28 protein-coding genes and 1 pseudogene are annotated in these 26,197 nt (G+C 66.6%); 14 read left to right on the top strand and 15 right to left on the bottom strand.

Going from position 1 to position 26,197, the window contains the following annotated elements:
- Nucleotides 1-11: 11 nt before the first annotated feature.
- Entirely contained in the window at nucleotides 12-1,175 is a 1,164-nt protein-coding gene (locus tag P0Y33_RS13420; RefSeq protein WP_279527902.1) for a twin-arginine translocase subunit TatC, read from the bottom strand.
- A gap of 113 nt (nucleotides 1,176-1,288) precedes the next feature.
- Between P0Y33_RS13420 and tatC the strand changes: the two genes are divergently transcribed.
- From tatC to P0Y33_RS13405, 3 genes are read left to right on the top strand one after another with little or no spacing between them, the layout of a single operon-like run.
- Nucleotides 1,289-3,496, top strand: coding sequence for a twin-arginine translocase subunit TatC (gene tatC / locus P0Y33_RS13415; RefSeq protein WP_279527901.1), 2,208 nt, complete (start codon nucleotides 1,289-1,291; stop codon nucleotides 3,494-3,496).
- A gap of 43 nt (nucleotides 3,497-3,539) precedes the next feature.
- On the top strand, nucleotides 3,540-3,716 hold the full coding sequence (locus P0Y33_RS13410; protein WP_279527900.1) for a ribbon-helix-helix domain-containing protein: 177 nt from the start codon (nucleotides 3,540-3,542) through the stop codon (nucleotides 3,714-3,716).
- The gene (locus P0Y33_RS13405; protein WP_279527899.1) at nucleotides 3,713-4,453 is read left to right on the top strand and encodes a queuosine precursor transporter; all 741 of its coding nucleotides are present in this window, start codon (nucleotides 3,713-3,715) and stop codon (nucleotides 4,451-4,453) included. Before P0Y33_RS13410 ends, P0Y33_RS13405 begins: the two co-directional genes overlap by 4 nt.
- Before the next feature lie 42 nt (nucleotides 4,454-4,495).
- On the opposite strand, the gene P0Y33_RS13400 is transcribed toward P0Y33_RS13405, so the two are convergent.
- Together P0Y33_RS13400 and P0Y33_RS13395 are read right to left on the bottom strand one after the other, a co-directional pair.
- A complete protein-coding gene (locus tag P0Y33_RS13400) occupies nucleotides 4,496-5,275 on the bottom strand; it encodes a 23S rRNA (uridine(2552)-2'-O)-methyltransferase (RefSeq protein WP_279527898.1) in 780 nt (259 codons plus the stop codon).
- A gap of 65 nt (nucleotides 5,276-5,340) precedes the next feature.
- A complete protein-coding gene (locus P0Y33_RS13395; protein WP_279527897.1) occupies nucleotides 5,341-6,252 on the bottom strand; it encodes a DUF4382 domain-containing protein in 912 nt (303 codons plus the stop codon).
- A 182-nt stretch (nucleotides 6,253-6,434) separates the two neighbouring features.
- On the opposite strand from P0Y33_RS13395, the gene P0Y33_RS13390 reads away from it, so the two are divergent.
- Entirely contained in the window at nucleotides 6,435-7,178 is a 744-nt protein-coding gene (locus P0Y33_RS13390; RefSeq protein ID WP_279527896.1) for a DNA polymerase sliding clamp, read from the top strand.
- Between the two features lie 69 nt (nucleotides 7,179-7,247).
- Here P0Y33_RS13390 and P0Y33_RS13385 read toward each other — a convergent pair.
- Nucleotides 7,248-8,542 (bottom strand): annotated as a pseudogene (locus P0Y33_RS13385) (RNA-guided endonuclease InsQ/TnpB family protein).
- A gap of 158 nt (nucleotides 8,543-8,700) precedes the next feature.
- Nucleotides 8,701-9,303 carry a protein sorting system archaetidylserine decarboxylase gene (locus P0Y33_RS13380; protein ID WP_382268780.1) on the bottom strand — a complete coding sequence of 201 codons (603 nt, stop codon included), beginning with the start codon at nucleotides 9,301-9,303 and terminating at the stop codon, nucleotides 8,701-8,703.
- A gap of 125 nt (nucleotides 9,304-9,428) precedes the next feature.
- Here P0Y33_RS13380 and priL point away from each other — a divergent pair, with 125 nt between their 5' ends.
- A complete protein-coding gene (gene priL, locus P0Y33_RS13375) occupies nucleotides 9,429-10,529 on the top strand; it encodes a DNA primase regulatory subunit PriL (RefSeq protein ID WP_279527894.1) in 1,101 nt (366 codons plus the stop codon).
- 41 nt (nucleotides 10,530-10,570) lie between these two features.
- Here the strand turns inward: priL and P0Y33_RS13370 are convergent, their stop codons facing one another.
- Entirely contained in the window at nucleotides 10,571-10,771 is a 201-nt protein-coding gene (locus tag P0Y33_RS13370; protein WP_279527893.1) for a DUF7472 family protein, read from the bottom strand.
- 125 nt (nucleotides 10,772-10,896) lie between these two features.
- Between P0Y33_RS13370 and P0Y33_RS13365 the strand changes: the two genes are divergently transcribed.
- Nucleotides 10,897-11,547, top strand: coding sequence for an SWIM zinc finger family protein (locus tag P0Y33_RS13365; RefSeq protein ID WP_279527892.1), 651 nt, complete (start codon nucleotides 10,897-10,899; stop codon nucleotides 11,545-11,547).
- A 50-nt stretch (nucleotides 11,548-11,597) separates the two neighbouring features.
- On the top strand, nucleotides 11,598-11,969 hold the full coding sequence (locus P0Y33_RS13360; protein WP_279527891.1) for a hypothetical protein: 372 nt from the start codon (nucleotides 11,598-11,600) through the stop codon (nucleotides 11,967-11,969).
- A gap of 17 nt (nucleotides 11,970-11,986) precedes the next feature.
- Here P0Y33_RS13360 and hjc read toward each other — a convergent pair whose 3' ends face one another.
- Entirely contained in the window at nucleotides 11,987-12,508 is a 522-nt protein-coding gene (gene hjc / locus P0Y33_RS13355) for a Holliday junction resolvase Hjc (RefSeq protein ID WP_279527890.1), read from the bottom strand.
- 215 nt (nucleotides 12,509-12,723) lie between these two features.
- Between hjc and P0Y33_RS13350 the strand changes: the two genes are divergently transcribed.
- On the top strand, nucleotides 12,724-13,476 hold the full coding sequence (locus P0Y33_RS13350) for a formate/nitrite transporter family protein (protein ID WP_279530119.1): 753 nt from the start codon (nucleotides 12,724-12,726) through the stop codon (nucleotides 13,474-13,476).
- A gap of 18 nt (nucleotides 13,477-13,494) precedes the next feature.
- Here the strand turns inward: P0Y33_RS13350 and P0Y33_RS13345 are convergent, their stop codons facing one another.
- Together P0Y33_RS13345 and P0Y33_RS13340 are read right to left on the bottom strand one after the other, a co-directional pair.
- Entirely contained in the window at nucleotides 13,495-15,660 is a 2,166-nt protein-coding gene (locus P0Y33_RS13345; protein ID WP_279527889.1) for a sialidase family protein, read from the bottom strand.
- A 66-nt stretch (nucleotides 15,661-15,726) separates the two neighbouring features.
- Nucleotides 15,727-16,749: a glutathione S-transferase family protein gene (locus P0Y33_RS13340; protein ID WP_279527888.1), complete on the bottom strand. Its 1,023-nt coding sequence runs from the start codon at nucleotides 16,747-16,749 to the stop codon at nucleotides 15,727-15,729.
- 225 nt (nucleotides 16,750-16,974) lie between these two features.
- Here P0Y33_RS13340 and alaS point away from each other — a divergent pair, with 225 nt between their 5' ends.
- Nucleotides 16,975-19,773, top strand: a complete 2,799-nt coding sequence (gene alaS / locus P0Y33_RS13335) for an alanine--tRNA ligase (protein ID WP_279527887.1) — start codon at nucleotides 16,975-16,977, stop codon at nucleotides 19,771-19,773.
- 84 nt (nucleotides 19,774-19,857) lie between these two features.
- Here the strand turns inward: alaS and P0Y33_RS13330 are convergent, their stop codons facing one another.
- The gene (locus P0Y33_RS13330) at nucleotides 19,858-20,682 is read right to left on the bottom strand and encodes an IS5 family transposase (RefSeq protein ID WP_279527886.1); all 825 of its coding nucleotides are present in this window, start codon (nucleotides 20,680-20,682) and stop codon (nucleotides 19,858-19,860) included.
- Between the two features lie 244 nt (nucleotides 20,683-20,926).
- On the opposite strand from P0Y33_RS13330, the gene P0Y33_RS13325 reads away from it, so the two are divergent.
- Nucleotides 20,927-21,640 (top strand): type 1 glutamine amidotransferase, encoded by a 714-nt coding sequence (locus tag P0Y33_RS13325; protein ID WP_279527885.1) that lies wholly within the window; start codon nucleotides 20,927-20,929, stop codon nucleotides 21,638-21,640.
- Between the two features lie 13 nt (nucleotides 21,641-21,653).
- Here P0Y33_RS13325 and P0Y33_RS13320 read toward each other — a convergent pair whose 3' ends face one another.
- Nucleotides 21,654-22,028, bottom strand: coding sequence for a thiol-disulfide oxidoreductase DCC family protein (locus P0Y33_RS13320; protein ID WP_279527884.1), 375 nt, complete (start codon nucleotides 22,026-22,028; stop codon nucleotides 21,654-21,656).
- On the bottom strand, nucleotides 22,028-22,495 hold the full coding sequence (locus P0Y33_RS13315) for a cupin domain-containing protein (protein ID WP_279527883.1): 468 nt from the start codon (nucleotides 22,493-22,495) through the stop codon (nucleotides 22,028-22,030). The genes P0Y33_RS13320 and P0Y33_RS13315 overlap by 1 nt, the downstream gene beginning before the upstream one ends.
- Before the next feature lie 131 nt (nucleotides 22,496-22,626).
- Here P0Y33_RS13315 and P0Y33_RS13310 point away from each other — a divergent pair, with 131 nt between their 5' ends.
- A complete protein-coding gene (locus tag P0Y33_RS13310; RefSeq protein ID WP_279527882.1) occupies nucleotides 22,627-22,944 on the top strand; it encodes a 4Fe-4S dicluster domain-containing protein in 318 nt (105 codons plus the stop codon).
- 177 nt (nucleotides 22,945-23,121) lie between these two features.
- Here P0Y33_RS13310 and P0Y33_RS13305 read toward each other — a convergent pair whose 3' ends face one another.
- Nucleotides 23,122-23,283 (bottom strand): DUF6757 family protein, encoded by a 162-nt coding sequence (locus P0Y33_RS13305; protein WP_279527881.1) that lies wholly within the window; start codon nucleotides 23,281-23,283, stop codon nucleotides 23,122-23,124.
- Nucleotides 23,284-23,367: 84 nt separating this feature from the next.
- Nucleotides 23,368-24,174, bottom strand: coding sequence for a PHP domain-containing protein (locus P0Y33_RS13300; protein ID WP_279527880.1), 807 nt, complete (start codon nucleotides 24,172-24,174; stop codon nucleotides 23,368-23,370).
- 126 nt (nucleotides 24,175-24,300) lie between these two features.
- Here P0Y33_RS13300 and P0Y33_RS13295 point away from each other — a divergent pair, with 126 nt between their 5' ends.
- Nucleotides 24,301-24,585 (top strand): DUF5789 family protein, encoded by a 285-nt coding sequence (locus tag P0Y33_RS13295; protein WP_279527879.1) that lies wholly within the window; start codon nucleotides 24,301-24,303, stop codon nucleotides 24,583-24,585.
- Nucleotides 24,586-24,740: 155 nt separating this feature from the next.
- Nucleotides 24,741-24,914, top strand: a complete 174-nt coding sequence (locus tag P0Y33_RS13290; RefSeq protein WP_279527878.1) for a DUF5786 family protein — start codon at nucleotides 24,741-24,743, stop codon at nucleotides 24,912-24,914.
- A 36-nt stretch (nucleotides 24,915-24,950) separates the two neighbouring features.
- Here the strand turns inward: P0Y33_RS13290 and P0Y33_RS13285 are convergent, their stop codons facing one another.
- Nucleotides 24,951-25,835, bottom strand: a complete 885-nt coding sequence (locus P0Y33_RS13285; protein ID WP_279527877.1) for a YkgJ family cysteine cluster protein — start codon at nucleotides 25,833-25,835, stop codon at nucleotides 24,951-24,953.
- Nucleotides 25,836-25,946: 111 nt separating this feature from the next.
- Here P0Y33_RS13285 and P0Y33_RS13280 point away from each other — a divergent pair, with 111 nt between their 5' ends.
- Nucleotides 25,947-26,171: a DUF7561 family protein gene (locus tag P0Y33_RS13280; protein ID WP_279527876.1), complete on the top strand. Its 225-nt coding sequence runs from the start codon at nucleotides 25,947-25,949 to the stop codon at nucleotides 26,169-26,171.
- Nucleotides 26,172-26,197: the final 26 nt, after the last annotated feature.

The following is a 26,197-nucleotide window of genomic DNA, read 5'->3' as shown; positions in this document are numbered from 1 at the left end:
CGCGGTCCGTGCTACCGGCCCGTCCACCGGAGCAACAGCAGCGTCCCTTCGAAGAGGCCGACCATCGTCGCGGCGACGATGATGGGCGCGACGCCCGTCGGGTCCGGGCTGAAGAGGAACGCGACGCCGAGGAACACACCCCAGAACAGCAGGCGGCGGTCCTCCATCCACTGGCGGGTCGTGAGGTTCATCATCACTGCGAGCATGATGAACAGCGGAATCTGGAAGACGAGCGCGAGGTAGCCCATCAGCAGGAGGATGAGGTCGAACGTCGACCCGAGCGCGAGCGCGGAGAGCGCGACGGACTCGGAGTAGTAGAGGAAGTAGCTCATCACCGCCGGGAGGACGATGAAGTAGGCGAAGGTGACGCCGACGAACGCGAGGATCAGACTCGTCGGGATGGCCGCGAGGTAGTAGCGTCGCTCGTGTGGGTAGAGACCGGGCCGCATGAACACGTAGGTCTCGTAGACGAACACCGGGAGCGCGACGATGATGCCCGCGAGACTCGCAACCTTGAACTGCGTGATGACGAGTTCGAGCGGCGCGTAGAGGTGCGGGCGGGCGTCGGTCGACGCCGGGAGGACGCCGTTCCAGATGAAGTTGATGATCGGCTCACCGAAGGGGAAGACGAGGAGGCTCACGCCGCCCGCGACGGCGACGACGATGGCCAGGCGGTACACCATCTCCTCGATGTGTTCGGCCAGTGGGAGTTCCTCGTCGGTCGAGGGACCGGAGGGTGCGAACTCGTCCTCGGGCGCGGGGGTGACCGGTTCGGGTTCCTCGACGGCTTCGACGTCCTCGACCGGTTCGGGTTGGAACTGCTCGCCGTCCGTCGCGTCCTCGGGTCGGTAGTCGGCGTCGCCACTGGGGGGCTGGACCGGTTCCTGCGCGGCCGGCCCTCCGGCGTCGCCGTCGAGGTCAGGCGAGACTTCGGGAGCGAGTTCGTAGTCGGACTCCTCGGATTCGTCGGACTCTTCGGACGAGGCGGAGCCGTCGTCGCCAGCGTCGGCGTCCGTCCCGGCGTCCGCGTCGGACTCCCCATCCCCGGACGGTTCCTCGTCGTCACCGCCCATCCCCGCGAACGGGTCGACCCGCTCGACGGACTCCTCGGGTTCCTCCTCGCCGTCGTCGGTCCCCGCGGGGGAGTCTGGCTCCTCGTCCGGTCGGTCGTCCATTCTCTCGGGAAGGTAGGCGACGGCAACGTTATAGGCTTTTTACCTCGGCGGCGCGCCGCGGGCGTCCCGCGAGAAGAAGATTGATAACGACGACTCGGCTACCGAACACAAGAATGAGCGGTTCATCGGGCATGATCGACGAGGATACCGCCCGCGCGGTCAACACGGGCCGCGAGACCATCGGCGTGATGCTCCGGACCGCCCAGCAACGCCTCCAGGTCGTCTTCATCGCCTTCGTCGTCGGACTGTTCGCCGGCATCGTGGCGATGCGCTCGTACGTCTGGAATCGACTCAAGAGCGACCTGCTCGCCCACGACGTCCCCATCATCTTCCAGACGCCGTTCGACGTCATCCTCCTGCAGGTGAAGATCGGACTGGGAGTGGGCATCGTCTTCGCCATCCCCGTCCTGCTCTACTACGCCCGCGAACCCCTCGAACGCCGGGGTATCCTCCCCGACATCCGGGTGTCGCGCTGGAAGATCGCCGGCGTGGGTCTCGCCGCGGCCGTCCTGTTCGTCGCCGGCATCTACTACGCTTACGTCTTCTTCTTCCCGATGCTGTTCGACTTCCTCGTGAAGAACGCCCGGAACGCCGCGCTCGCGCCGAAGTACGGCATCGTCCACTGGACGCAGTTCGTCTTCATCCTCTCGCTGGCGTTCGGGGTCGCCGCGCAGATGCCCCTCATCATGGGGTCGCTGACCTTCGGCGGCATCGTCACCTACCGGACGTGGGTCGCCTACTGGAAGCACGCCGTCCTCGCCATCATCGTCCTCGCCTCGGTCATCAACGGGTCGCCCGACCCCTTCTCGATGGCACTCGTCGCCGGGCCGATGATCGCCCTCTACGGCATCGGCCTGATCGTCGCGCGGTTCGTCGGCGCGCTCCGGGGCGAACTCACCCACGCGAAGACCGAACGCGTCCCGCTCTCGACGGCGCTCGTCGACAAGTGGAACCTCCTGCTCGCCGGCGCGCTCGTCGGCGGCGTCGCGGGCTACTCCGTCGCGAAGTACGACGTCCCGTACCTCCCGCCCGTCGAGACGCTCCTCGGCGTCGGCCAGCAGACGGCCGCTACCTACCTCGGCGTCGCGGGCGGCGTCCTCTTCTTCCTCGTCGGCGTCGTCCTCGTCGCGCTGTTCGCCCGCGAGGAGGCCGTCACCGACGACTTCTACGGCGGGAAGGCGCCCAAGCCCGAGAACCTGAACCTGGAGATGCTCGACGCCGACGGCGTCCGGGCCGCACCCGACGAGCGCTTCGACGCCATGGACGAGCAGGAAGCCCTCTCGCTCGCCCACGACGCGATGGAGGAGGGCCACGACGAGAAGGCCCAGGCCATCCTCGACCGCTTCGACGAGGCACAGGAACGCGCCGAGGAGGCCGAGGCCGCGGGTGGAGCCGCGGCCGCGGGCGAGGCGGCCGAGGGCGAAGGCGAGAGCGAGGAAGCGGCCGGCGGGGGCAGCATCGGCGACGTCGTCACCAACCGCACGGCGGGCGCCGTCGACGCCTTCACCGAGGGCGAGACCACCGAGGAGGACATCGGCGGCTACTTCTACGACATCGTCGACGTCGTGAGCGCGCTCCGCTCGCGCGCCGTCGTCCTCGTCGGGACGTTCATGGCCGTGATGACCGTCGTCTTCGCCTTCCTCTACCGTGGTGGGCTCGGAATGCTCAAACAGGACTTCCTCTCGAAGCTTCCGCCGCAGGTCGTCGAGGGCGGCATCCCCTTCGAGGTCATCACGCTCCACCCCGTCGAGGCGCTCGTCTTCGAGGTGAAGATCTCCGCCATCGCCGGCGCCATCGCCATCCTCCCGATGGTGCTCTTCTACGCGTGGCCCACCCTCGAAGAGAAGGGCGTCGTCACCGCCGACCGCTCGGTCACCTTCCTCTGGGGCGGGTCACTGTTCGCGGGTCTGATTATCGGGAGCGCGCTCGGCTACCTCTACGTCGCCCCGACGATCATCTCCTACCTCGTCTACGACGCCATCCAGGCGAACATGATCATCTCCTACCGCATCTCGAACTTCCTCTGGTTGGTGTTCCTCACCACCGCGGGCATCGGTCTCTTCGCCGACATCCCCATCACGATGTGTCTGTTCCACTACGCCGGCATCGTCGACTACCGGACGATGCGCGAGCGCTGGCGCGTCACCGTCCTCGGCGCGTTCGCCGTCGGCGCGCTCGTGACTCCCGAGAGTATGTACACGATGCTCATCGTCGCCATCCCGATGGCCACCTTCTACCTCATCGGACTCGGCGTGCTGTGGGTCGCGACGCTCGGCGGCCGCCGCGGCGGTGGTGGCTCCCGTCGCGAACGACCGGCGTAGTGCGGAACGAACCGCTTAACCCTTCTCCGAAGAATACTCGGGTATGACCAAGATAAGCGTCGAGGTGCCCGACGAGTTGCTGGAGGACCTCGACGAGCACGTCGGCGAGGGTGGGAAGTTCGTCAACCGAAGCGAGGCCATCCGTGCGTCCATCCGGAAGACGCTGGACTTACTCGACGAGATCGACGAGCGCCACGACCGACTCGACGAGGAGAAATGAGCCGGCGAAGTGACGGCGACCTCGGCCACGGCACGCCGATGGAACTCGGGCGGGTCGTCCTCATCGGCCTGTTCGTGACCGCGCTCGTCACCTCCCAGTTGACGGCGTCGAAACTCCTCGCGTTCCAGTTGCCGTTCGCGATTCCCGTGACCGGGAGTACGCTCGTGATGCCGGGCGCCGCGCTGGCCTACGCGCTCACCTTCTTCGCGACCGACTGCTACTCGGAACTCTACGGTCGCAAACCGGCCCAACTCCTGGTCAACGTCGGCTTCGTGATGACGCTCGTGATGCTCGTGCTCGTCTGGTCGACCATCTACGCGCCGACCGCGCCGTTCTCGCCCGTGGGGGCGGAGACGTTCGCGACGGTCCTCGGTTCCTCGACGACCATCGTCCTCGGGAGTCTGCTCGCCTACGTCGTGAGCCAGAACTGGGACGTCCTCGTCTTCCACGCGCTCCGTCGGCGGACCGAGGGAGCGCACCTCTGGCTCCGCAACGTCGGCTCGACGGCGTCGAGTCAACTGCTCGACACGGTCATCTTCGTCACCGTCGCCTTCCACTTCGGGCCGCTCCTGCTCGGCGGACGGGTGACCTCGTGGGCGGGAATCGCCTCGCTCGTCGTCGGCCAGTACGTCCTCAAACTGCTCATCGCACTCGTCGACACGCCGTTCGTCTACCTCGTCACGGGCTACCTCGGCCGGCGGACGGGGACCGGCGCGGTCGCTGGTCGGGCGGACTGAGTCGGAGAGAAGAGACGAACGCGAGACCGAGCGGAAGCGGACCTACTCGGTCTTCTCGGCGAACCCGAAGTTCGGCTTCACGTCGTCGACTTCGACTTCGACGATGTCGCCTTCCTCGGTGTCGGGGACGAAGAGGGTGTATCCCTCGACCTTGGCGATCCCGTCGCCCTCGTCGCCGACACCCTCGATCTCGACGTCGACCACGTCGCCCTCGCGGATGGGGGCGCGGATCTTCGACTTGCCGACGACGTAGAGTTCGGAAGAGGAGTCACGCGAGGCGTCCGGACTCATGACGCGGGTGTAGTTGAACTCCTGTTCGACGTCGTCCACGAAGTCCTCGAAGTCCTGGCCGTCGAAGACCTTGACCGCGAAGTGGCCGCCGGACTTCAGAATCTCCTCGGCGGTCTCCAGGGCCATCCGGGCCAGGTGGACCGAGCGGGCGTGGTCGAGGGAGTACTCGCCGGACATGTTCGGCGCCATGTCGGAGACGACGACGTCGACGCCGCCGGGACCGGCGGCCTTCTTGATGTCGTCGCGGGTGTCCTCCTCGGTCATGTCGCCGCGGACGAGTTCGACCGGCGTCTTCACGTCGTCGAGGTAGTCGATCCGCTGGAGGTCGACGCCGACGACGCGACCCTGGGGACCGACCTCCTCGGCGGCGACCTGGAGCCACCCACCGGGGGCGGCACCGAGGTCGACGACCGTCGCGCCCGAGGGGAGGAGATCCACCTCGCGGTCGAGCTGCTTGAGCTTGTAGGCCGCCCGCGAACGGTAGCCCTCCTGCTTCGACTTGTTGTAGTAGTGGTCCTTCCGTCCAGTCATACACAGAGAAAAGTCGTTCAGCCCTTTACCCCCTTCGGATGGTGAGAAGGGGCGTCAGGGGGTCCTCAGCCGCTAGCGGTCGTGGTCGTGGACGTCGACTGTCCACCCTGCCCGCCACCCTTCTGGAAGGTGTGACGGAGCGTCGTCGAGGCGTCGCCCGTCTGGACCTTCACGACGACGCGGTCGGCGTCACTCGGGACGTGAATCGTGATGGTACCGTCCGCGTCCGTCTGGCCGACCCGCTCGCCGTCGACGGTGACGGTGGCGTTGGCGACCGGTTCGCCGTGTTTCGTGACCTCGACGGTCACGTTCTCGCCCTGCTGGACGTCACCGACGAAGGAGGCGTTCAGGGCACTCTCGGCACCGGCCTGCTGACCGGCACCCTCGCGGTCTTTCGCCTTCCCGTCGACTTTCTCGATGGGGACGTCGGTCCCGGACTCGCTGACGACCGGCTTGAGGATGTACTTCCCGTTGCCGGTCTCGACGACGGTCATGTCGAAGACGAACTCGACCTCCTCGCCGCCGCCGACTTCGAACTGGCTGTTGACGTGGAGTTTGCTACTCGGGACCTTCACGTCGACGCGTTCACCCGACTCCTTCAGGGTGCCCGAGGCGTTCTCGACGTGGACGAACACGCCGGTGTAGTTGCCCGCGGGGACGCTCGCGTTCCCGACGAGGGTGGCGTTCGCACCCTGGAGTTCGGTCAGGTCGACGCGCGTGTCGTTGATGTCGCGGACGACGAGTCCGGACTCGTTCGCGGTCTCGTTACCTGTCTCGTTACCCGTGTCCGCGGGACGGAACGCGACCTTCGTGACGGTCACGTTCAAGTCCTCGAACTGGTCGATGGCGTTCTTCTCGTCGCTGACGTAGAACTGGACGGTCCCGGTCTTCGCGGCGCCGTTGCCGACGAAGCCGCCGGCACAGCCGGCGAGGACGACCATCGCGACAGCGGTCAGTGCGGTGAGTGTTTCGCGCATGGCTCTACCCGAGACGAGGGGCCGGACGTACTTCATCCCGGTCGGCCGTACGGCCCGTCTTCCCCCGAATTAACCCGAATTAAGCGGGTTCGTGACGGTTCTGGGGGTGAGTCGGTGGCTAACTTACACGCGCGCGCGTACCGCATGGCTTTTTACCCGGCACACTCCTACTCGTGTACAAGATGTTCAAGGCGATAGTGAGCGCCGACACGCTCCGGACCACGCTCGACTCCGTGAGCGTGCTGGTGGACGAGTGTAAGATCCACCTCAACGAAGACGGTCTCGCCATTCGCGCCGTCGACCCGGCGAACGTCGGGATGGTCGATCTCGAACTCTCCGCGGACGCGTTCGAGTCCTACGAGGCCGACGGTGGTCTCATCGGGGTCAACCTCTCCCGTCTCGAAGATATCGCGGGAATGGCCGACGCCGGCCAGCTCGTCCACCTCGAACTCGACGAGGAGACGCGCAAACTCCACATCCGCATCGACGGACTGGAGTACACGCTGGCGCTCATCGACCCCGACTCCATCCGACAAGAACCAGACCTCCCCGACCTCGACCTCTCCGCACACGTCGTCGTCGAGGGTGCGGACATCCACCGCGCGGTCAAGGCCGCCGACATGGTCTCCGACCACATCGCGCTCGGCGTCGACGAGACCGAGGAGACCTTCTACGTCGACGCGGAGGGTGACACCGACGACGTCCACCTCGAACTCGGCCGCGAGGACCTCATCGACCTGGAGGTCGGCCCGGCCCACTCCCTGTTCAGCCTCGACTACCTCAAGGACATGAACAAGGCCATCCCGAAGGACGCGGAGGTCCGCATGGAACTCGGCGAGGAGTTCCCCGTCAAGATGCACTTCGACATCGCGGAGGGTCAGGGAACGGTCACGTTCATGCTGGCACCGCGTATCCAGAGCGACTGACGACGGCCGCCGTCGGTCTCGAACCGAGTCTTCTCTCTTCTCGACGCCGCGAACGGAGAGTACGTGTCGTCAGTTACCCACGACTTCAGTCGTGGGCTTGTCAGTGGACTCCCCTTCTGCCGACACAGGGTCGGAGGCGTGGAAATCGCCATTCAGGTTCAGCGTCCCTGACGTGAGCGCACACTGACAGGGTGCGCCTCCACTCGAAGACTTCTGCCTCGAGTGGAGTTTCTTGAGAAGTTTACGAGCAACATTCTTGTTCGCGTTGTAGTCCGCGTTCAGTTCGTACTTGCACTTCTGACACACAAACTGGTGCTTCGACCGCCGGTTCGACTCGTGGGTGAACCCACACGATGAACACCGCTGAGACGTGTATGCAGGACTCACCTGCTGAACCTCGATACCGAACAGCTCGGTCTTGTATTCGACGTACTGGAACAAGCGTCGGAACGCCCACGCGTGGAACCGCTTTGCACCAGCCATCCGTTTGCGAATATCGGTCAGATTCTCGAAGGCAATATGTGTGCATCCGTGGTTTCGAGCTTCTTCGAGAATCTGGTTCGAGGCGCGGTGTAGTTCGTCCTGCATCCAACAGTGTTCACGGCCTTTCATCGACTGAATCGATAGGTGCGCCGAGCGCGTCCCTGTCTGTTGCATCGACCCACGAGTCTTCTCGAACTCTCGGCGTCGATGATTCATCTCGTCGGAATTTCCGATGAACGCACCTGTCGAAGTCACAGCGAGCGAGCCGTCCACGTTCAGGTCAACACCAAGGACTGTTCTGTGCTTGGTATCGGAAGAAGAAGCCGTGGACTGTTCTTTACTTTCGCTTCGTCGCATCCGTGCGTGGAGATAGAACGACTCTGAGGAGGAGTCGTACTGCAACGTGGACATGCGAAACTCGTAGTCCTCGTTCAATAGGTACTCACCAATCGGCGTTCCCTCTGAGTCGTCGGGGATCACGTAGTCGCACTCGACGCGACCGTTCACTGTGGAGAGGGAAACGTGGTCACGGTAGAACGTCGCACTTCGCTTGTCGTAGACGACGCTCCACGAATCGAAGTGTGGTTGACTCGTGTTGTCGCCCTTTTTGAGTCGAGTAACACCGCTTTTGGTGGCCTCGATAGCGCGTCGAATCCCTTTCTGAACGAGGTTCGCGGTTAACTCCGTCTCGTTGCGGAGTTGCTCGTAGAGGGCTTTCTCGGCTTTCTGTTTCGAGGTAACACAGTAGTCGTTCGGGTGTCTCCACGCCCACTCTGCGGTGGTGTTCGCACAGTGGAGGAATTGTGTTTCGTTTGATGGAGGTCGTCGCACCGCTCTGTAGGTACATCGAGTTTGACTTTGACGGTGCGAATCACCCCCATCACTAATTCACAGGTTAGACTAATTCTTTATAACACTTTGTGTTAGCGTGGGGGAGTCGACTGGCTATCGTTCGTGGTAGAATGGATTGTCGGATTACTCCCACGGCTAAAGCCGTGGGCTTCCTCCTTGCAGTCCTGTAAGTCGACGCCGGCCTGAACTACCGCTCCGCGACGACCGTCTCGCCCGCCCGCACCGTCTCGTTCTCCGTCACCCGCACGTCCTCGACCGTGTACTCGGCCGGTAGGAGCACGTCGGCGCGACTCCCGAAGGAGACGTGGCCGATGCGCTCGCCTCGCTCGAACGACTCGCCGGAAGCGGCGTAGGGGTGGATGCGGCGGGCGAACGCCCCCGCGATCAGGTCGACTTCGAACGCGCCGAAGTCGAAGCGGACCCGCTCGTTGCGCTCGGACTCCTTCGTGAACGCCGGCAGGTGGGCGCCGGGGCGGTGTTCGACGGTCTCGACGGTGCCCGCGAGGGGCGCGCGGTTGACGTGGACGTCGGTGACGTTCATGAAGACGCCGACGCGGACGCGCTCGTTCCCCTCGTCGTCTTCCTCCTCGCGGATTACGGAGACGCGGCCGTCGGCGGGGGAGACGACGCCCGACTCGGGCGGCGTGCGCTCGGGGTCGCGGTGGAACCAGAGGACGAACCCGCCGAAGAGCGCGACGGCGACGCCGACCCACGGGAGGACCGGGAAGAGCGGGAGACCGACGAGGGCGGCGGCGGCGGCCGCGCGGGTCGCACCGGGCGCGAAACGCAGTTGCATGGGTCGAGGTGGGGACGAGAGACAGTAGTGGATTCCGGTCGACGGTGGCTGCCAACGGACGACAGTCCGCCCCGAAGCCGAGGACTTTATCGGCGCACACGCGCAATCAACGACCCACGATGAACAGGCGCCACGCTCGCTATCCGTTCCTCCAGAGCGCCCGGCAAGCAGTCCAGGAGGCGGGCGTGGACCTCGCGACCATCGTCGCCGAGGACGACGCGGTCGTCGAGCGCGCACTCGAACGCGTCACGAAGGCGGTGACCGAACGCGAGGTCGGCGAACCGGCCCGCGACCCCCGCACGGAACTCCTCTCCTATCCCGTCGCCCGCGTGCTCGTCTCGCTCGTCGACGAGAACATTCTCGTCCGCCGCTACGCCGAGGCCGAGGCCACTACCGCCGCCGAGCGGTTCACGGCGGACTCGGACGACGACGAGCAGTTCGCGAGCGTCGGGAACGCCGACGCCGTCACGCGCGAAGACCTCCTCCGGGAGTTCGACCTCGCCGACCACGTCCGGTCGGCCGGCGACGGCTTCCGCGTCGACGTCGCGACCTACCTCTTGCTCGCGTCGTCGGTCCGGGGCGAAGAGTGGCGACTGGTCAACCGTCCCCTCGCGGACGGCGAAGTACCGGTCGACGGCTACGAACTCGACACGCTCGTCCAGCAGGCCATCGAGGAGCGAATCGCCGAGGGCCTCCCACTGAACGTCCCGGACGCCATCGCCTCCGAACTCGGCGAGGAGGTCGGCGAGGTGAAGACGGTCCTCTCCGAACTCGACCTCACGACAGACATCGACACAGTCGTCCCGGACCTCTTCCCGCCCTGCATGAAGAACCTGCTGGAGCGGGTCCGCCGCGGCGACCACCTCCCGCACCACTCCCGGTTCGCCATCACCGCCTTCCTCGCGAACATCGGCCTCTCGACCGACGAGATCGTCGACATCTACGAGGTGAACCCCGGCTTCGGCGAGGAGATGACGCGCTACCAGACCGACCACATCCAGGGCGAGTCGAGTCCCACGGAGTACACCGCCCCCGCCTGCGCGACGATGAAGTCCTACGGCGACTGTGTGAACCCCGACTCCCTCTGTGAGAACATCTCGCACCCGCTCTCCTACTACGAGGTGAAACTCGAAGACGCCGACGAGGAGGAGTTGGAGGACTGGCGAGAAGAGGGAGATTCCGAGCGCAGCGAGGAATCTCCAGAAGCGAGCGGGGAGTGACACGACCCGCGAGCACGGAAGACGGGCGCGGCGTAGTTGCGTCAGTCCGACCGGTTCAACCAGAGTCCGAGTGCACTCATGACGATCACGAAGGCGACGATACCCCCGACGACGGTGTAGGCGCCCTGCTGGGAGAGACCCGGTCCACCCATCGTCCCGGCGACGGCGAGGATAACGATGAACAGGGCCACCGAGAACGTGGCGAGGGCGGCCTCGACGACGGTTTCACGCTCGACGTCCATGTCCGTCCGTTCCCGAGCAGTGCGTAAAAACCCACCTCTTCGCTCGTCGGCCGCGAGCACCCGCCAGCGACCAAGTACGTTGCGGTTTTGAGGGGTTTAGGTGGGGTGAGACCGTATCTGTTCTCATGGTGCCGACGAAATCCACCAGCACCACCCCGAAGCGTTCGCTCGCACCGCACGCCGGTGCAGACAGCCGTGCTGCCCGTGCCCGTGCCGAACGGATGGGGGTCGTCCCCATCGGCGGTGGCTGCTACGACGTCGTGACCGAGACGGACACCGTCTACACCGTCGACCTCCCCGGGTCGCGCTGTACCTGTCCGGACCACCGCTACCGCCACACGCGGTGTAAACACCTCCGGCGGGTCGCCATCGAGGTCAACGAGGGCGAAGTTCCCCCGCCGGGGAAATCGGAGACGGGCTGTGAGACCTGCGGGAAGCGGGTCTACGCCACCGAACACGAACCCGGCCCCGCCTACTGCGAGCAGTGCACCCTCGACGTCGGTGACTTCGTCGTCGACCGCGAACGCGAGACGCTCCTCGTCGTCGCGCGGACCACCGACAAACGCGCCGACGAGGTTCGTGTCCCCGGAACGGACCACACCGTCGCCGCCCACCCGACCAACCGCGCCTACGACGGGCGCGACGTCGTCGTCGAGGTGATGTACCCCCTCCGCGCCGACGTCGACCCCGAGGAGATCACCGGGACGCAACTCGAGCGCTACTCCTTCCCGCGCGCCCGTCTGGAGCAGCGTGGCCGTCCACACGTCGAACGCTGACGCGCCGGACCTCCCGAAGACACTTATCACACCGACGTGACAGCTCGGGTATGCGTCACGTCCTCCCCGCCTTGGCCGTCTGTCTCCTCCTCGCGAGCGCCGGGTGTGCCGGTCTCACCGGACAGCCACCGGCCGAGCCACACGACCTCGAAGTCCGTAACGAGGCGAACGCGACGTACACCGTCGAGGTGGCCGTCGTGGCGGAGCGAAACGAGACCGTCACCCGAAAGAACGCGACCCTCGCGCCGGGTGAGTCGACGACGTTCGCGGACGCGGTCCCGGGAACCGGCCCGTACATGATTCGCGCCACGGCCGGGAACCGCACCGAGACGTGGCTCTGGACCGTCGAACGAAACGACGCCGGCGGTCTCGTCACCGTCGAGACCGGTGGCGACCTGACGTTCACGTACGCGACCGCCTGACCGTCGGATAGCCGGAGTCAAAGCATCTCGACCGCGTCGTCGACGGAGATAGCGCCCTGCTTCACCGCGTTCAGGACCTTCCGGAGGTCCGCGTCGGGGTCCCCGTCGGGTTCGTCCTCGAACTCGCCGAGTTCGGTCTTCGCGGTGCCACCGACGAACTCCTCGAAGTCGGTCCCCTCGGCGAGCGCCGTCTCTTTCTTGACTCGGTAGTTGCCGCCGTCCGTCGTGTAGAGGTCGCCCGGGTGGAAGAAGTACCAGTCCTCCCGGTCGAATCGGGCGGCGACGCGGGGTTTGGCGCCGAAGTTCTGCGCGAAGAAGAGCAGCGCCTCGACCTCCTCGCCGTCGAGGTAGATGGGGCGGCCGGAACTCGACTTCGCCTCGATGGCGTAGAAGACCTCGCCGTCGCCCGCGAGCACGTCCGGGAGTTCGCGCTCGGTGGCACTCCCGCTGGCGGGCGCACGCATGACGGCGAAGCCGGCCTCGTCGAGACGGTTGACGAGTTCCCGTTCTCGCCTGTCGCCCTTGGCGTTGGAACTCATTGGGAATCAGTAGCCGGCGCGGCCCTTAAGCCGTGTCGTCTGACCGGCCGAATCGCTTTTCGTCGGCGAGACTGTCGACTTCGGTACGCGTGTCCGACGAGTCGTCGTCTTCCGATGGAGCGCAGGCTATCGACCCATTCGGTGGAGCGAGCGTCCGCCCCGACGGTGGCGGAAGCGGAAGCGGTGGCGGTGAAGGCGCGAAAGGCAGCAAGGACATCCTCGCCCAGCAGATTCGCGAGGGCCTCCACGAACTCGAACGGTCGGCGAGCGGACTCTTCCTCTCGGGACTCTCCGCCGGACTGGACATCGGCTTCGGTCCCCTGTTCATGGCGGTCATCCTCTCGCTCGTCGGCGGCCACTGGGGCGAACCCGCCACGGAGATCGCCGTCGCCTTCGCCTACACCATCGGTTTCGTCTTCGTCATCCTCGGTCGCTCCGAACTGTTCACCGAACACACCACGCTGGCCGTCCTGCCGGTCCTCGACCGCCGGGCGTCGCTCCGGCAACTCGGCCGGTTGTGGGGCATCGTCTACGTCGCCAACGTCGTCGGCGGCCTGCTCTTCGGTGCGGCCGCCGTCTACCTCGCCCCCCGCTACGGTATCGCCGAAGCGTCGGCGTTCGCGCACATCGCCGCGCCGCTGGTCGCGAAAGAACCCCTCGTCCTCCTCATGGGCGGGGTGCTGGCGGGGTGGCTCATGGGCCTGCTGTCGTGGCTCGTGACCGCCGCCGAGGAGACCATCTCGCAGGTCTTCTTCGTCTGGCTCGTCACCGTCGCCATCGGCTTGGGCCACCTCCCTCACTCCATCGCCGGGAGCGTCGAGGTGTTCACCGGGATGCTCACGAGTCCGGCCATCGGTCTCCTCGACTACGTCCGGTTCATGGTGCTCGCGACCGGCGGCAACATCGCCGGCGGGACGGTGTTCGTCGCCCTCCTGAAGTACGGCCACATCGTCCGCGGCGGCGGGTGAGCGGACTACTCCGACGACCTACCGACGTCCTTCGAGAATCGTGCCACTGCCACCGACGACGACGGCCGGTGCGTCGCCGCGGCCGAACGAGATGGCGTCGAGGCTGTTCTCCGTCGGCGTCCGGTCTCGGCGCCACTTCCAGTCGAGTCGGCGGTAGACGCCCCCCGACTCGCCGACCGCGACGGCCGTCCCGTCGCGCGCAGCCACGTCGTGGAGCGACCCACCCGCGTAGCGACGCGTCCAGGTCGAGCCGTCGTAGCGGGCGACGGTGCCGTCCGCCCCGGCGGCGTGGACCCGGTCGCCGTCGGCGGCGAGTGACGTGAGCGCCGTGTCGTCCGCGTCTCGCACGCGCGTCCACGACGTCCCCCGGTCGCGAGTGTAGAAGACGCCACCGTCGCTGGTCACACAGGAGGCCGTCCGCGAGGAGACGAGCGTGACGTCGGTCACGTCGGCACCGGTCGGCGGCCGCGACCCGTTCCAGTCGACACCGTCGCCGCGGAAGGCGCCGAGGAACACCTCGTCGGACCCGTCGACGACGGCGACGTGCTCGGACCCGGCCGACCCGACCACACCGACCGCGCGGAGCGTCCCCGCCCGGTGTTCGGGGTGGTCGAACTCGTCGAAGTCACCGTCGCGAGCGCCCCGTCCCGGCGTGTACCGCACGAGTGCACCCGAGACGCCGACGACCCACACCGCGCCGCCGCCGTCGGTCCCCGCGGCCGCGAGGAGGTCGCGGCCCGCACCGGCCGGTCCGTCCTTCGCCACGACCACCCACCCGTCGTCGCCGCGTTGGACGAGCACGCCGCTCTCGCCGACCGCCAGCGGGCCGTCGCGTGCGTGCGCCACGTCGTGGAGTCCGTTCCCGACTGGCGAGTCGACGGTGGTCCACGACGGCGCGCCGAGCGTGTAGACGTCGCGCTCCTCCCCGTCGACGGTGACGGTGAGGTCCGCGGGGTCGCCCGCGGTGACGGCGAAACTGGCGATAGACCCCGAGAAACCGAACGTGTCGGTGTCGTCGCCGACGAGTCCCGAGGCGGTGTCGCCGTCACTGACTTCGACGCTCCCGGTGTCGTCGCTGGCCGCGACTCGGTCGGTGACACGGAAGCGGTAGTACGTGGTTGCGCCGTCGCTCCCGGTGATTTCGATGGTGTGGGGGAGTTCGCCCTCGTAGGCACCGTGCTCGACGACGGTCCCGCTCCCGCCGACGGCGGTGTCGGGGTAGTTCCCCTCGGGGTCGTAGACGACGCCGTGGAGGGTCGCGGAAGTCGGCGTGGCGGTCGTCGTCCACCCGTCGTCGCCTTCGTAGACCCGGCCGGCCCCGCCGGCAGCCATCGTTCGCGACCCCGTCCGGACGGTGTGGATGGCGTCCTCGCCGACGGGGACTGGCGTCCAGTTGTCCGCGTCGCGGCGGAAAATCGTGCCGTCGTCGCCGGCCACGAGCGCACTCCCGCGGCCCGCCGTCGCCACGTCGAGGAGACCGACGCTCGCGCCCTCGACGCCGACGGTCTCCCAGGAGGTGCCGGCGTCGTCCGTCTCGTAGACGTGACTCGTCGTGTCGCAGACGAGTCCATGCTCGGTCGAGGAGAAGTCGATGCCCAGGGCGCTCGATCCGCCGCCGGGTTCGAGGACGTCGACACCGTGGGTCTCGTGGACGGCCTCGGCGTCCGTCGGGACGACGTCGTGCCAGTTCACTCCGCTCCCGGTCGCGTCCCCGGCGACGAACTCGCCGGAGCCGTTGACGAGGAAGACGCGCTCGTTCCCGGCGTCGCCGACGACGGAGACGCCCTCCCACGAACTCGTCTTGCCGCCGGGCGCGGAGTGGTCGACGACCTCCTCGCGGGCGACGTCGACGTATCCGACGGCGCCGCCACCACCGCAGAACCAGACGCGACGGCGGTCGTCCGTGGCGGCGGCGCCGAGGAGATCCGCGCCGCTGACGGCCGGTCCGTGTTCGAGGACCGCGAGCCACTCGCCCGGTCGGCGGAGGAGGACGACCCCGCTCCCGCCGACGGCGACCGGCCCGACGGCCGAGAGCGCGGCGTCGTAGAGCGGTGACTGCGTCGGCGTGCGGACGCGACGCCAGCCGTTCTTCTCGCGCGAGGCGGGAATATTCGTGGTGACGGCGACGCCGCCCGCCCCGGCGGCGCTCCCCATCGTCTTCAACAGTGCCCGGCGGGTGACCATCGCCGAGAGGTAGGGAGGCAGGCCGGGAAAAACGGGGCGCTCACCCCCGTTCGTGTGGGTAATGTCTCACTCGAAGAGCGCCTCGGGCGGGCCGCCCGGCAGGTCGTCGCGGGTGTGGGGGGCGAAGAAGTCGGGGTCCGGCCCGACCGGGACGAGGCGGTGTGGGTTGATGTCGCCGTGACTCCGGTAGTAGTGCTCTTTCACGTGGGTCATGTTGCAGGTGTCGGCGACGCCCGGCAGTTGACAGAGTTCCTTGAGGTACTCCCAGAGGTGGTCGTAGTCGCGGATCTGCTTGTAGTTGCACTTGAAGTGGGTGTGGTACACCTCATCGAAGCGGTAGAGCGTCACGAACATGCAGACGTCCGCGAGCGTGAGTCGCTCCCCGTCACCGGCGAGGTAGCGCTGCGTGCCGAGGGTCGCGTTGTACTCCGTGAGCGCGCTGAACAGGTCCGAAACCGCGTCGTCGTAGGCATCCTGGGTTTCGGCGAAACCCGCGCGGTAGACGCCGTTGTTGATGGACGGGTAGATGTCGTCGACGACCGCGTCGACCTCCTCGCGGAGACCCTCGGGGTAGAGCGAGACGTCGTTCTCCGCGTAGTCGTCGAACGCGGTGTCGAGCATCCGGATGATCTCCGCCGACTCGTTGTTGACGATGGTCTCCTCTTCTTTGTCCCAGAGGACCGGCGTCGTCACCCGACCCGTGTAGTTCGGGTCGGCCTCGGTGTAGACGTCGCGCAGGTAGTCGTGGCCGAACTGGGACTCCTCGGTACACCCCGGTTTCTCGGGAGCGAACTCCCACCCCTGGTCGAAGCGGACCGGGTCGACGACGTCGACCGTGATGGCGTCCTGCAACCCCTTCAGCGCCCGGACGAGGAGGGTGCGGTGGGCCCACGGGCAGGCGTAGGAGACGTAGAGGTGGTAGCGGCCGGCCTCGGGTTCGGGTCCCTCCTCGACGACGTCGCCCGCCTCCCGGACGCTCCCGCGGATCCAGTCGCGGAACGTCGTCTCGGTCCGCTCGAACTCCCCGGATTCGTCGTGTTCGAGTTGCTCTGCTTCGGTACGCCACTCACCGTCGACGAGTCGCCCCATGTGCGCGACTGTTCGGGTGGGTTCCGCAAAATACCCGGGGGCCGAGGCGGGGCGTTCCCCATCTTCCGGACGACCTGGGAGGTCGGACCCCACCTGGAGCGACGCCGACCGGCCGTACCGACGGCCGCCGTCGGGTCCCGTCGCGGCGGCGCGAAACCGCCTGAGGGCGTCGCTATCGCCCCTTCCCGGAACTGTTTTACCCGACCGGCGGCGAATACACGCCAAATGAGTGACCTAGAGGAGGAATACCGCCTCGACTACTTCGAGGAGGAGGACTTTACGCGACAGGAGTGTTCGGAGTGTGGTGCGCACTTCTGGTCTCGCGACCCGGAGCGCGAGACCTGCGGTGAACCGCCCTGTGAGGACTACTCGTTCATCGACAACCCCGCGTTCGACGACGAGTACACCCTCGGGGAGATGCGCGAGCGCTTCCTCTCGTTCTTCGAGGAGCACGACCACGAGCGCATCGAACCCTACCCCGTCGCCGCGAACCGCTGGCGCGACGACGTCCTCCTCACCCAGGCCTCTATCTACGACTTCCAACCGCTGGTCACCTCCGGGCAGACGCCGCCGCCCGCCAATCCCCTCACTATCTCCCAGCCCTGCATCCGGATGCAGGACATCGACAACGTGGGCAAGACGGGCCGGCACACGATGGCCTTCGAGATGATGGCCCACCACGCGTTCAACGCCCGCGAGGAGGTCGGCGACGAGTACGCCTACTCCGGCGAGGTCTACTGGAAGGACGAGACCGTCGAGTACTGCGACACGTTCCTCGAAGACATGGGCGTCGACCTCTCGGAGGTCACCTACATCGAGGACCCGTGGGTCGGCGGCGGTAACGCCGGTCCCGCCTTCGAGGTCATCTACAAGGGCGCCGAGATCGCGACGCTCGTCTTCATGCAGTTCGAGCAGGACCCCGAGGGCGAGTACAAGATGAAGGACGGCAACCGCTACAGCCCGATGGACACCTACATCGTCGACACGGGCTACGGGTTGGAGCGCTGGACGTGGGTCTCTCAGGGGACCCCGACCGTCTACGAGGCCATCTACCCCGAGGCCATCGACTTCCTCAAGGAGAGCGCCGACCTCGAGTACACCGAGGAAGAGGAGGAACTCATCCGCCGGGCCGCCAAGTTGGCGGGCCACATGGACATCGACGAGGCCGAGGACATGGAGACGGCCCGCGACAACATCGCGGAGAAACTCGACGTCTCCGTCGAGGAACTCACCGACCTGATGGCGCCCCTCGAAGATATCTACGCCATCGCCGACCACGCCCGGACGCTCGCCTACATGTTCGGCGACGGCATCGTCCCCTCGAACGTCGGGACGGGCTACCTCGCGCGGATGGTCCTCCGCCGCGCGAAGCGCCTCGTCGACGGCGTCGGCGTCGAGGCCCCCCTCGACGACCTCGTCGACCAGCAGGCCGAGCGCCTCGGCTACGAGAACCGCGACACCATCCGCGACGTCGTCCAGAAGGAGGTCGCGAAGTACGAGGAGACCCTCGAACGGGGCAACCGTCGGGTCCGCCAACTCGCCGAGGAGTACGCCAACGAGGGCGAACCCATCCCGACCCAGAAACTCGTGGAGTTCTACGACTCCCACGGCATCCAGCCGGACACCGTGAAGCAGATCGCCGACGACGTCGGCGCGAGCGTCGAAGAGCCGGACGACTTCTACTCGCTGGTCGCCTCCCGCCACGACAGCGACGAACCCTTCGAGGAGACCGAAGAGACCGACGAGCGCCTCGAAGACCTCCCGGACACGGAGAAACTGTTCTACGACGACCAGTACAGGACGGAGTTCGAGGCGGTCGTCCTCGACGTCTTCGAGCGCGAGGCCGAGGGCGAGGAGGACGAAACCGTCTACGACGTCGTCCTCGACCAGACGATGTTCTACCCCGAGGGCGGTGGTCAGCCCGCCGACACGGGGACGCTCGCGACCGACGACGTGACCGTCGACGTGACGGACGTCCAGCAGCGCGACGGCGTCGTCCTCCACCGCACGGACGAGAACCCCGGCAAGGGCGAGTTCGTCCGCGGACAGATCGACGTCGAGCGCCGTCGTCGGCTGATGCGCCACCACACGGCGACCCACGTCGTCGTCCACGCCGCCCGGCAGGTGCTCGGCGAGCACGTCCGCCAGGCCGGCGCGCAGAAGGGGACCGAGACCTCCCGCATCGACATCACGCACTACGAGCGCGTCGACCGCGAGACGGCCAAGGAGATCGAACGCATCGCGAACGACATCGTGATGGACAACGTCTCCGTCGAGCAGGAGTGGCCCCACCGCCACGAGGCTGAAGAGGAACACGGCTTCGACCTCTACCAGGGGGGCATCCCGGCCGGCGAACACATCCGTCTCATCCACGTCGCCGAGGACGTCCAGGCGTGTGCCGGGACGCACGTGAAGCGGACGGGTGACATCGGCGCCATCAAACTCGTCAACACCGAGCGCGTCCAGGACGGCGTCGAGCGCCTCACGTTCGCGGCCGGCGAGGCCGCCGTCGAGTACGTCCAGGAGCAGGAGGACTACCTACTGGAGGCCGCCGAGACGTTCGACGTCTCGCCCGCGGAAGTACCCGACACGGCGGAACGCTTCTTCACCGAGTGGAAGGAGCGCGGCAAGCGCATCGAGGAACTGAAAGAGGAACTCGCGGAGGCCCGCGCCGGCGGCGGCGGGGGCGGCGAGGAGGTCGAGGTCGACGGCACGACCGCCGTCGTCCAACGCCTCGACGCCGACATGGACGAACTCCGCGCGACGGCGAACGCCATCCAGAACGAGGGGAAGGTGGCCGTCGTCGGCAGCGGGAAAGACGGCGCACAGTTCGTCGTCGCCGTCCCCGAGGGCGTCCCCGTGAACGCCGGGCAGGTCGTCGGCGAACTCGCCTCGATGGTCGGCGGCGGCGGCGGCGGTCCCGCCGACTTCGCGCAGGGCGGCGGTCCCGACGCCGAGAAACTCGACGAGGCCCTGGAGGCCGCACCCGACCTCCTCCGGGAGGTCGTCGAGACCGAGGCCTGAACCGGGCGCCCTCACCGTCCTGCCGTCTCTCGATTGACACAATGTTACCGCTATCTGCTCTGTTGAATAGATAGTGAGACACGGTTACAGCGGCTCACACAGCGATTCTATGTTAATGATGGCGAACATCAGGACAATTTCACGGAACTGTCGATACCAGCTAAGCGCTCGCACGGCATCGCCGAGCGAGCGCTTGGTTGTCGAGTACGACGTTTCCGCCATCCACCGCTGAGAGTAGCCTTTTGCCCGGTTGAGCGTATTGTTCAGAGCTGCTTTCGCTGATGATCCACGATAGTGAACGAGGTACTCAACGTCATATGCGGCAATCTCGTACTCAGTATGCCAGTCTTGGAAGCCGTTGTCGGCGGCGACCGACTGCAGGTCGTCCGCGTTTCGCCGGACAACCTGCGGTCCGGTCTTTGTATCGTGCTTCCACCGTGCTGTGATGTGAACGTCAAGAACCGCAAGCGATTCCACATCAGTTAATGTCGTCACTTTCAGCGTCTGTACGGTGCTTCCCGACCGCTGGCGGAAGTACGACGACGCACGGCGACGGTCGAAGAACGTGCTGTCGAGAGCGGCGTGCCCAGACTGCGGGTGCTGCTGCGCGGAAACGCGCAGCAGCGCCCGCCATACCCACATCTTCAGCCGGTCGAACGATTTGTAGATCGTCGTGTACTCGGGCAAATCGTTCCGATCTAAGCCGAGAGCGTCACGAATCTCGGCCATGTATTTCAGCCGATTGGGCGTTTCTCGGTAGCTATGGTCTTCTTCGAGCCGAAGACAGTGCAGGACGACGTGCTTCCAGCGGGCGAACCCGCCGGTGGCGGGCTCGCCCGCGTGCTTTCCCAACGCTTGTTTGGCTAGGTCACGACACTGCTCAACGAAGTCGAGGATATCGACTTCCATGGACAGAATCGATTTCCTCGACTTCACCCTTCTAACCCGCGATATCAGCCGATTAGATCGCTATTCAACACAGCACCGCTATCACGAGCAGTATATCTCCGCAGAGTATGCCACTAGGTGGCCCACGGGAGGGCCGACCGGAGAGGAACTGCCATCCACACTTCCTCTCTTCGCCGTCACGGGTGGCGGCAGATCGTCGACCCCGTCGAAACCCATTTTCCGGTGGACGGTGTAGCTTCGGTCGATGAATCGACTTCGCGTGGCGTTTCTCAACGCAGCCCACGAAGAGGCCTCGACGGCCCGTAACTTCCGCCGCGACGTGGACGCCGACCTGGTCGAGTTCGACGCGACCGGCGGCCAGCTACCCGACCACTTCGACTTCGACGCCGCCGTCGTCTCGGGGTCGCGCTCCTCGGTCTACTGGGACGAGGAGTGGATCGAGCCGACGAAGGAGTGGGTCGCCGCGGCGGTCGACCGGATGCCGGTGCTGGGGGTGTGTTTCGGCCACCAGCTCGTCGCCGACGCGCTCGGCGGCACGGTCGAGGGGATGGGCGAGTACGAAATCGGCTACCGGACGGTCGAGCAGACCACCGACCACCACCTCTTCGACGGCGTCGACGAGGAGTTCACCGTCTTCACGACGCACTCGGACGCAGTGACGGAACTCCCGCCGGGTTCGGAACTCCTCGCCGAGAACGACTACGGCGTCCACGCCTTCCAGAAGGGCGACGCCTTCGGCGTCCAGTTCCACCCCGAGTACGACGCGGACACCGCGACGCGCATCACGAAGGGCAAGGACCTCCCCGAAGAGCGCATCCAGTCGGTGCTCGACGGCATCACCGAGGAGAACTACCGCGCCGCCTGCGAGGCCAAGCAGATCTTCGACAACTTCTGTCGCCACGCCCGACGCCGCGCGGACGAACACGACGGGGGTGCGACCGCCGCCTCGGACGACTGAGCTACTGCTACTGCTACTGCTTCGCGGGCGGTTCGTCCCGGACGATCTTCGCCCACCAGTCGCGGCGGTCGGCCGCCCACCGATACACTCGCTCGCGGAGCGACGCGTACCCCGGAACCTCGTCGAGAACCGAGAACGCGGCGTCGAGTGCCGGACTCATCCGACGGAGGGCCTGCTCGACCGCTTCGCCGCAGTCGTAGACCGCGTCGTCGGTGAGGAGGTGGACGCACGTCTCGTAGTCGTCGGGCAACCGCGCTTTCTGGTCGGGGGAGAGTTCCGAGAACCCCACGCTTTCGAACTCCCCGTGGCGCTGCGCGAAGTGGACACACCACGTACAGAAGCCACACATGTCGTCGAAGACGATGCGCGGCGGGTGTTCGTCGGTCATCAGTCGAACCGCCCCGTCTCGGCGCCGCACACCTCACAGCGGGCGACGATGGCGTCCTGGTCGTCGGTGAGTTCGAGTTCCTGTGGCGTCTCCTTCCCGCACTCCTCGCACTCGCGGAGGATCTCGGTCTCGCCGGCCTCCTTCGGCGCACCGATGGTGAGGACGGCCGCCCGGTCGGGGTGTTCGTTGCGCGCGAGTTGGTACTCGCCGGGACCGAAGCGGATCAACTCGCCCGACGTCACCCGAATCGGTTCGTCGGCGGTCCGGAAGGTGAGCGTCCCGGACTCGACGTAGAAGATCTCCTCCTGGTCCTCGTGGGCGTGGAGTCCGAAGGAGGTGCTCTCGCCTTCCTCCAGTTCGTAGTAGTTGAGCGCCACGTCCGTCGTCCCGAGGGCGTCGGCCAGCGGGAGGATGAGCGAGGCCGGTCCCATCCGGGAATCCATGTCGGCGAGTCGGACCGTACGCATGAGTCGTGCTTCGACCGGCGGGGTGGAAAGCGTGGTGGGTCCGACGCGGACCGTCGACGAGGTGACCGCGGGGCAACGGTGGGCGGCGTCGCGACGGGAGGTTTAACCCCTCGCCGGACGCACCCTCGGGTATGGCTATCGACCCGAACTTCGACCAGAACCGGGAGAAAGTGGACACACACAACGGTCACGACGTCTGGGGACCCGTCGACGAACCGGAGGACCTCGGCATCCACGGGACGCACGTCGCCGTCGACTTCGACATCTGCATCGCCGACGGCGCCTGCGTCGAAGACTGCCCCGTCGACGTCTTCGAGTGGATCGAGACCCCCGGCCACCCCGAGTCAGAGAAGAAGGCCGACCCCGCGAACGAGATCCAGTGTATCGACTGTATGCTCTGTGTGGACGTCTGTCCGGTGGACGCGATAGACGTGGACGCGAGTCGGTAGGCAGGAGATTCGGAGTGAGCGAAGCGAGTGACGCGACACGCGAGCAGCGACCGAATTCCGCAGAAACGCTGCACCGCCGCTCCGGACGTCGACGTTCCCGAGAACACGACGGTGGAGACGCGACCGCGCTACATCGACGGCGTGTCGTGGAGGAGACGGGGACCGTGGAGGCGCTGTTCAGGCCCGGTCGATGTCGAGTTGCTCTCGGAGACCTTCCAGTGCGTCGGAGTCGGCGAGCTCCTCCAAGCGCTCCTGGAAGTGGTCCTCGCAGAGGGCCACCCGGACGCCGTCCTTGTCGACGGAGACGTCCGCGTTTCGGTCGCAGTAGTGACAACGCATACTCGGCGGTAGGGGTTCAGGCAACCTCAAGTTGGCGGCCCCGTGCGAAATCACCGCAAATCCGCCCTCCGTCGCTCACTGCGGTCACCCGAGTCGGGCCTGCACCCGCTCGAACTCCGCCTCCGAGAGCCCGGCCTTCCCGAGTTCGTCGTCGTGGGCGTCGCTCCCGCCGGTCGCGAGGAGGTCGAAGCGCTCGATGGCGTCGTCGACGAGCGCGGTGGCGTGGTCGTCGGCGTCGGCGCCGACCGGTCGGTCGTAGGGATAGAAGCGCTCGACGGCGTCGAGGTCGGCGCACAACGCGAGGGCGGACTCGGGGTCCCCGTAGCGCAGGGGGTGGGCGAGACCGACGAGACCGCAGGCGTCGGCGAGGATGTCCACGCCGGTCTCGAAGTCCGGGACGTCGCGGGCGACGAAGCAGGGGCCGTCGTCACCGATGAGGTCGTCGAACACCGCACCGATCTCGTCGTAGTCGGTGTCCGGGTGGTCGACGACGGCGCGGGCGACGTGCGGCCGGCCGATGCCGTCGCGAATCTGGAGACCGAGGTCGACGCCGAGGCGCTTCTCGACGCGGTTGACGATGGCCGCGCCGCGCTCGACGCGGTCGCGCTGGAGGCGTTCGCACTCCTCGACCAGCGCGTCGGTTCGCGTGACGCCGTAGCCGAGCAGGTCGACGCGCTGGTCGCCGGCGTCCACGCGGAGTTCGATTCCGTGGACGACGTCGACGTCGCCGTGCGACTCGACCGGTGCGGTGAGACCCGGGTGCGGGCGGTCGTGGTCGGTGACGGCGACGACGGACACCCCCGCCTCCGCGGCGGCCGCGGGGAGCGTTTCGAGGGTGAGTTCGCCGTCCGAGTTGGTCGTGTGTGCGTGGAGGTCGGCGTAGACGGCCATACTCGAAGGGTGGACCCACCGACGGAAACGGCTTTTGTATGCCATAGAGTACCATATTAGGCATATTAATTCTTCATAGACATTCATGGAGAAGGTTCTTAATCATCGTTCACACATACACAGGTGATGACGCTGCGCGAAACCGCAGACATGCTCGAACAATGCGACTACCCTCTCTCGGCCGACGAACTGTCGGCTGTTCACGGCGAGTGGGAGCTCGAACTCCCGAACGGCTCCGAGACGCTCGCCACGGTACTCGAGCGTGCAGGTGACGAGCGGTTCGGCAGCGCAGAGGAGGCACAGCACGCGATCTACGGTGCGGTGAGTTCGGACGCGGTCGGCCGAATCGGCTACAGCGACCGCGACCCGACCCCGATGGGCGTCGACGGCCCACAGCCGGTCTCGTTCTGAGACCCGGGACCCGACTCACTTCCTTCGTTTTTCGTCGCCGGTCTCGCTCACGACGGCCACGAGATCGGCGTCCTCACAATTCTTCCTCTCCGTGATCTGATGTGAATATCCGTTACATTTATGCTCGGAAATTTCCAACTGTGGGTTGCCTTACCATGTCAATCGGATCCTACGACGAGGACGAGCACGAACGCCGCGAACGGAAGAACTCCTCCGTCGACATCTCCGAGGACGACACCCGGACCCACTACGAGGGGAAGGTCGAGTTCGACTCCGGCGACTCCGCCGAACAACTCCTCGACCAGTTCAGGAAGATCAAGAAGAACTAGCCCGGTCTCGAACGGTCCGTTCCTCGCGCCGGCGTCTCACTGGTCGCTACCGACCGTCCAACCCGGGGTCTCGGGTGCGCCGCGTGCCACCTCGACACCGTCGGCCAGCGACGCGTCCGCGTCGACTCCCCCCTCGTCCGCGAGTCGGTGCCACTCCTCGGCCGCGGCGCCGACCCACGACGACTGGGAGACGGCGCGTTCGTAGGCCTCTTCGCGGCGGTTCGGTTCGACGGCGCCGGTCCCGGGGGCGCTCGCCGCCGCGACGGCGACGAAGCGTGCCCGGTCCTCGGTGGTGAGGTCGTCCGCGGCGAGGCGGCCGACCACGCCGTCGAGGTCCGCCGGGTCGGGGTAGACGAACACCTTCGAACCGACGGCTTGCGGCCCGAACGCCGGTGCGTCGAGGTCCTCCGGAGGCGTCCCCTCGACCAGTCGCTCGCCGCCGAACGCGTCCTCGACGCGTTCGCACTCGGTCTCGGCGTCGAGGACGAGGTTGTGTCCGGGGTAGTCGGCGCACTCGTCGGGGTAGGTCTCCGACTCGTGGACGCGACACTGGAGCGTCTCCGGGTCGAGGAACGCACAGGTCGGGAGCCACGTCTCCTCGACGCCGAACGGCCCCACCGGTTTCGGGGGTTTGCGCAGGCCGACGAAGAAGACCGGACGGTCGCCGATAGCCGCCACTTCGTGGCCGTCGATAGTGACGGCGTCGTCGCGCGCGGCGGGTTTCCAGAGACGCGGGCGCATCGCGTCGGCGAGACCCGCGTCGAGGAACGCGTGGACGTCGTCGCGAGTGAGCGGGACGAGGTTGTACACGTCGTCGAGGGGATCGCGTTCCCCGCGGCGTTCGTGGCCCGCGTCGCGGTCGGCCGTGAGCGGTCGCCAGTCCAGACAACAGCCGGCACAGCCCTCGCAGTCGACCTCCATGGACGCGAGTTCGACGCTCGCGGAGAAAAGTGTGGCGCGTGCGCCACGCGGCGCGCTCGTGGTCGAACGCTCGGGCGACGGACTTTCGGCCCGGCGTCCCCTCTCTCGGACATGGCCAAGCGAACTTGCGACGCCTGCGGGAAGCGCGTCCACGTCTCCGGCGGCGTCGGCGACTTCTGGGACTTCGGGAGTCTGGAGAAGGAGGCGACCGGCGGCCTCGTCCTCGAACTCGAAGACGGGAGCGAGTTCTTCCTCTGTTACGACTGCATCGAGGACCTCCCCGAGAACCCCACGCGAGAGGACGTCGAGGCCGTCGCCGAGAGTCACGAAACCTAAGGCCCTCCCGGACTTCTCACAACAGA

It is taken from the genome of Halospeciosus flavus (assembly GCF_029814175.1).
Taxonomy (GTDB): domain Archaea; phylum Halobacteriota; class Halobacteria; order Halobacteriales; family Halobacteriaceae; genus Halospeciosus; species Halospeciosus flavus.
The sequence above is the reverse complement of the archived record's forward strand: the minus strand, read 5'-3'. Positions and strand labels throughout refer to the sequence as shown.

Coding starts and splice junctions, on each gene's coding strand:
- P0Y33_RS13295 (WP_279527879.1), top strand. CDS start 24,301: ATGACGCTGCGCGAAACCGCAGACATGCTCGAACAATGCGACTACCCT.
- P0Y33_RS13325 (WP_279527885.1), top strand. CDS start 20,927: ATGAATCGACTTCGCGTGGCGTTTCTCAACGCAGCCCACGAAGAGGCC.
- P0Y33_RS13420 (WP_279527902.1), bottom strand. CDS start 1,175: ATGGACGACCGACCGGACGAGGAGCCAGACTCCCCCGCGGGGACCGAC.
- P0Y33_RS13395 (WP_279527897.1), bottom strand. CDS start 6,252: ATGCGCGAAACACTCACCGCACTGACCGCTGTCGCGATGGTCGTCCTC.
- alaS (WP_279527887.1), top strand. CDS start 16,975: ATGAGTGACCTAGAGGAGGAATACCGCCTCGACTACTTCGAGGAGGAG.
- P0Y33_RS13285 (WP_279527877.1), bottom strand. CDS start 25,835: ATGGAGGTCGACTGCGAGGGCTGTGCCGGCTGTTGTCTGGACTGGCGA.
- P0Y33_RS13280 (WP_279527876.1), top strand. CDS start 25,947: ATGGCCAAGCGAACTTGCGACGCCTGCGGGAAGCGCGTCCACGTCTCC.
- P0Y33_RS13365 (WP_279527892.1), top strand. CDS start 10,897: ATGGTGCCGACGAAATCCACCAGCACCACCCCGAAGCGTTCGCTCGCA.
- P0Y33_RS13390 (WP_279527896.1), top strand. CDS start 6,435: ATGTTCAAGGCGATAGTGAGCGCCGACACGCTCCGGACCACGCTCGAC.
- tatC (WP_279527901.1), top strand. CDS start 1,289: ATGAGCGGTTCATCGGGCATGATCGACGAGGATACCGCCCGCGCGGTC.
- P0Y33_RS13315 (WP_279527883.1), bottom strand. CDS start 22,495: ATGCGTACGGTCCGACTCGCCGACATGGATTCCCGGATGGGACCGGCC.
- priL (WP_279527894.1), top strand. CDS start 9,429: ATGAACAGGCGCCACGCTCGCTATCCGTTCCTCCAGAGCGCCCGGCAA.
- P0Y33_RS13290 (WP_279527878.1), top strand. CDS start 24,741: ATGTCAATCGGATCCTACGACGAGGACGAGCACGAACGCCGCGAACGG.
- P0Y33_RS13405 (WP_279527899.1), top strand. CDS start 3,713: ATGAGCCGGCGAAGTGACGGCGACCTCGGCCACGGCACGCCGATGGAA.
- P0Y33_RS13330 (WP_279527886.1), bottom strand. CDS start 20,682: ATGGAAGTCGATATCCTCGACTTCGTTGAGCAGTGTCGTGACCTAGCC.
- P0Y33_RS13370 (WP_279527893.1), bottom strand. CDS start 10,771: ATGGACGTCGAGCGTGAAACCGTCGTCGAGGCCGCCCTCGCCACGTTC.
- P0Y33_RS13345 (WP_279527889.1), bottom strand. CDS start 15,660: ATGGTCACCCGCCGGGCACTGTTGAAGACGATGGGGAGCGCCGCCGGG.
- P0Y33_RS13410 (WP_279527900.1), top strand. CDS start 3,540: ATGACCAAGATAAGCGTCGAGGTGCCCGACGAGTTGCTGGAGGACCTC.
- hjc (WP_279527890.1), bottom strand. CDS start 12,508: ATGAGTTCCAACGCCAAGGGCGACAGGCGAGAACGGGAACTCGTCAAC.
- P0Y33_RS13300 (WP_279527880.1), bottom strand. CDS start 24,174: ATGGCCGTCTACGCCGACCTCCACGCACACACGACCAACTCGGACGGC.
- P0Y33_RS13340 (WP_279527888.1), bottom strand. CDS start 16,749: ATGGGGCGACTCGTCGACGGTGAGTGGCGTACCGAAGCAGAGCAACTC.
- P0Y33_RS13305 (WP_279527881.1), bottom strand. CDS start 23,283: ATGCGTTGTCACTACTGCGACCGAAACGCGGACGTCTCCGTCGACAAG.
- P0Y33_RS13310 (WP_279527882.1), top strand. CDS start 22,627: ATGGCTATCGACCCGAACTTCGACCAGAACCGGGAGAAAGTGGACACA.
- P0Y33_RS13320 (WP_279527884.1), bottom strand. CDS start 22,028: ATGACCGACGAACACCCGCCGCGCATCGTCTTCGACGACATGTGTGGC.
- P0Y33_RS13400 (WP_279527898.1), bottom strand. CDS start 5,275: ATGACTGGACGGAAGGACCACTACTACAACAAGTCGAAGCAGGAGGGC.
- P0Y33_RS13360 (WP_279527891.1), top strand. CDS start 11,598: ATGCGTCACGTCCTCCCCGCCTTGGCCGTCTGTCTCCTCCTCGCGAGC.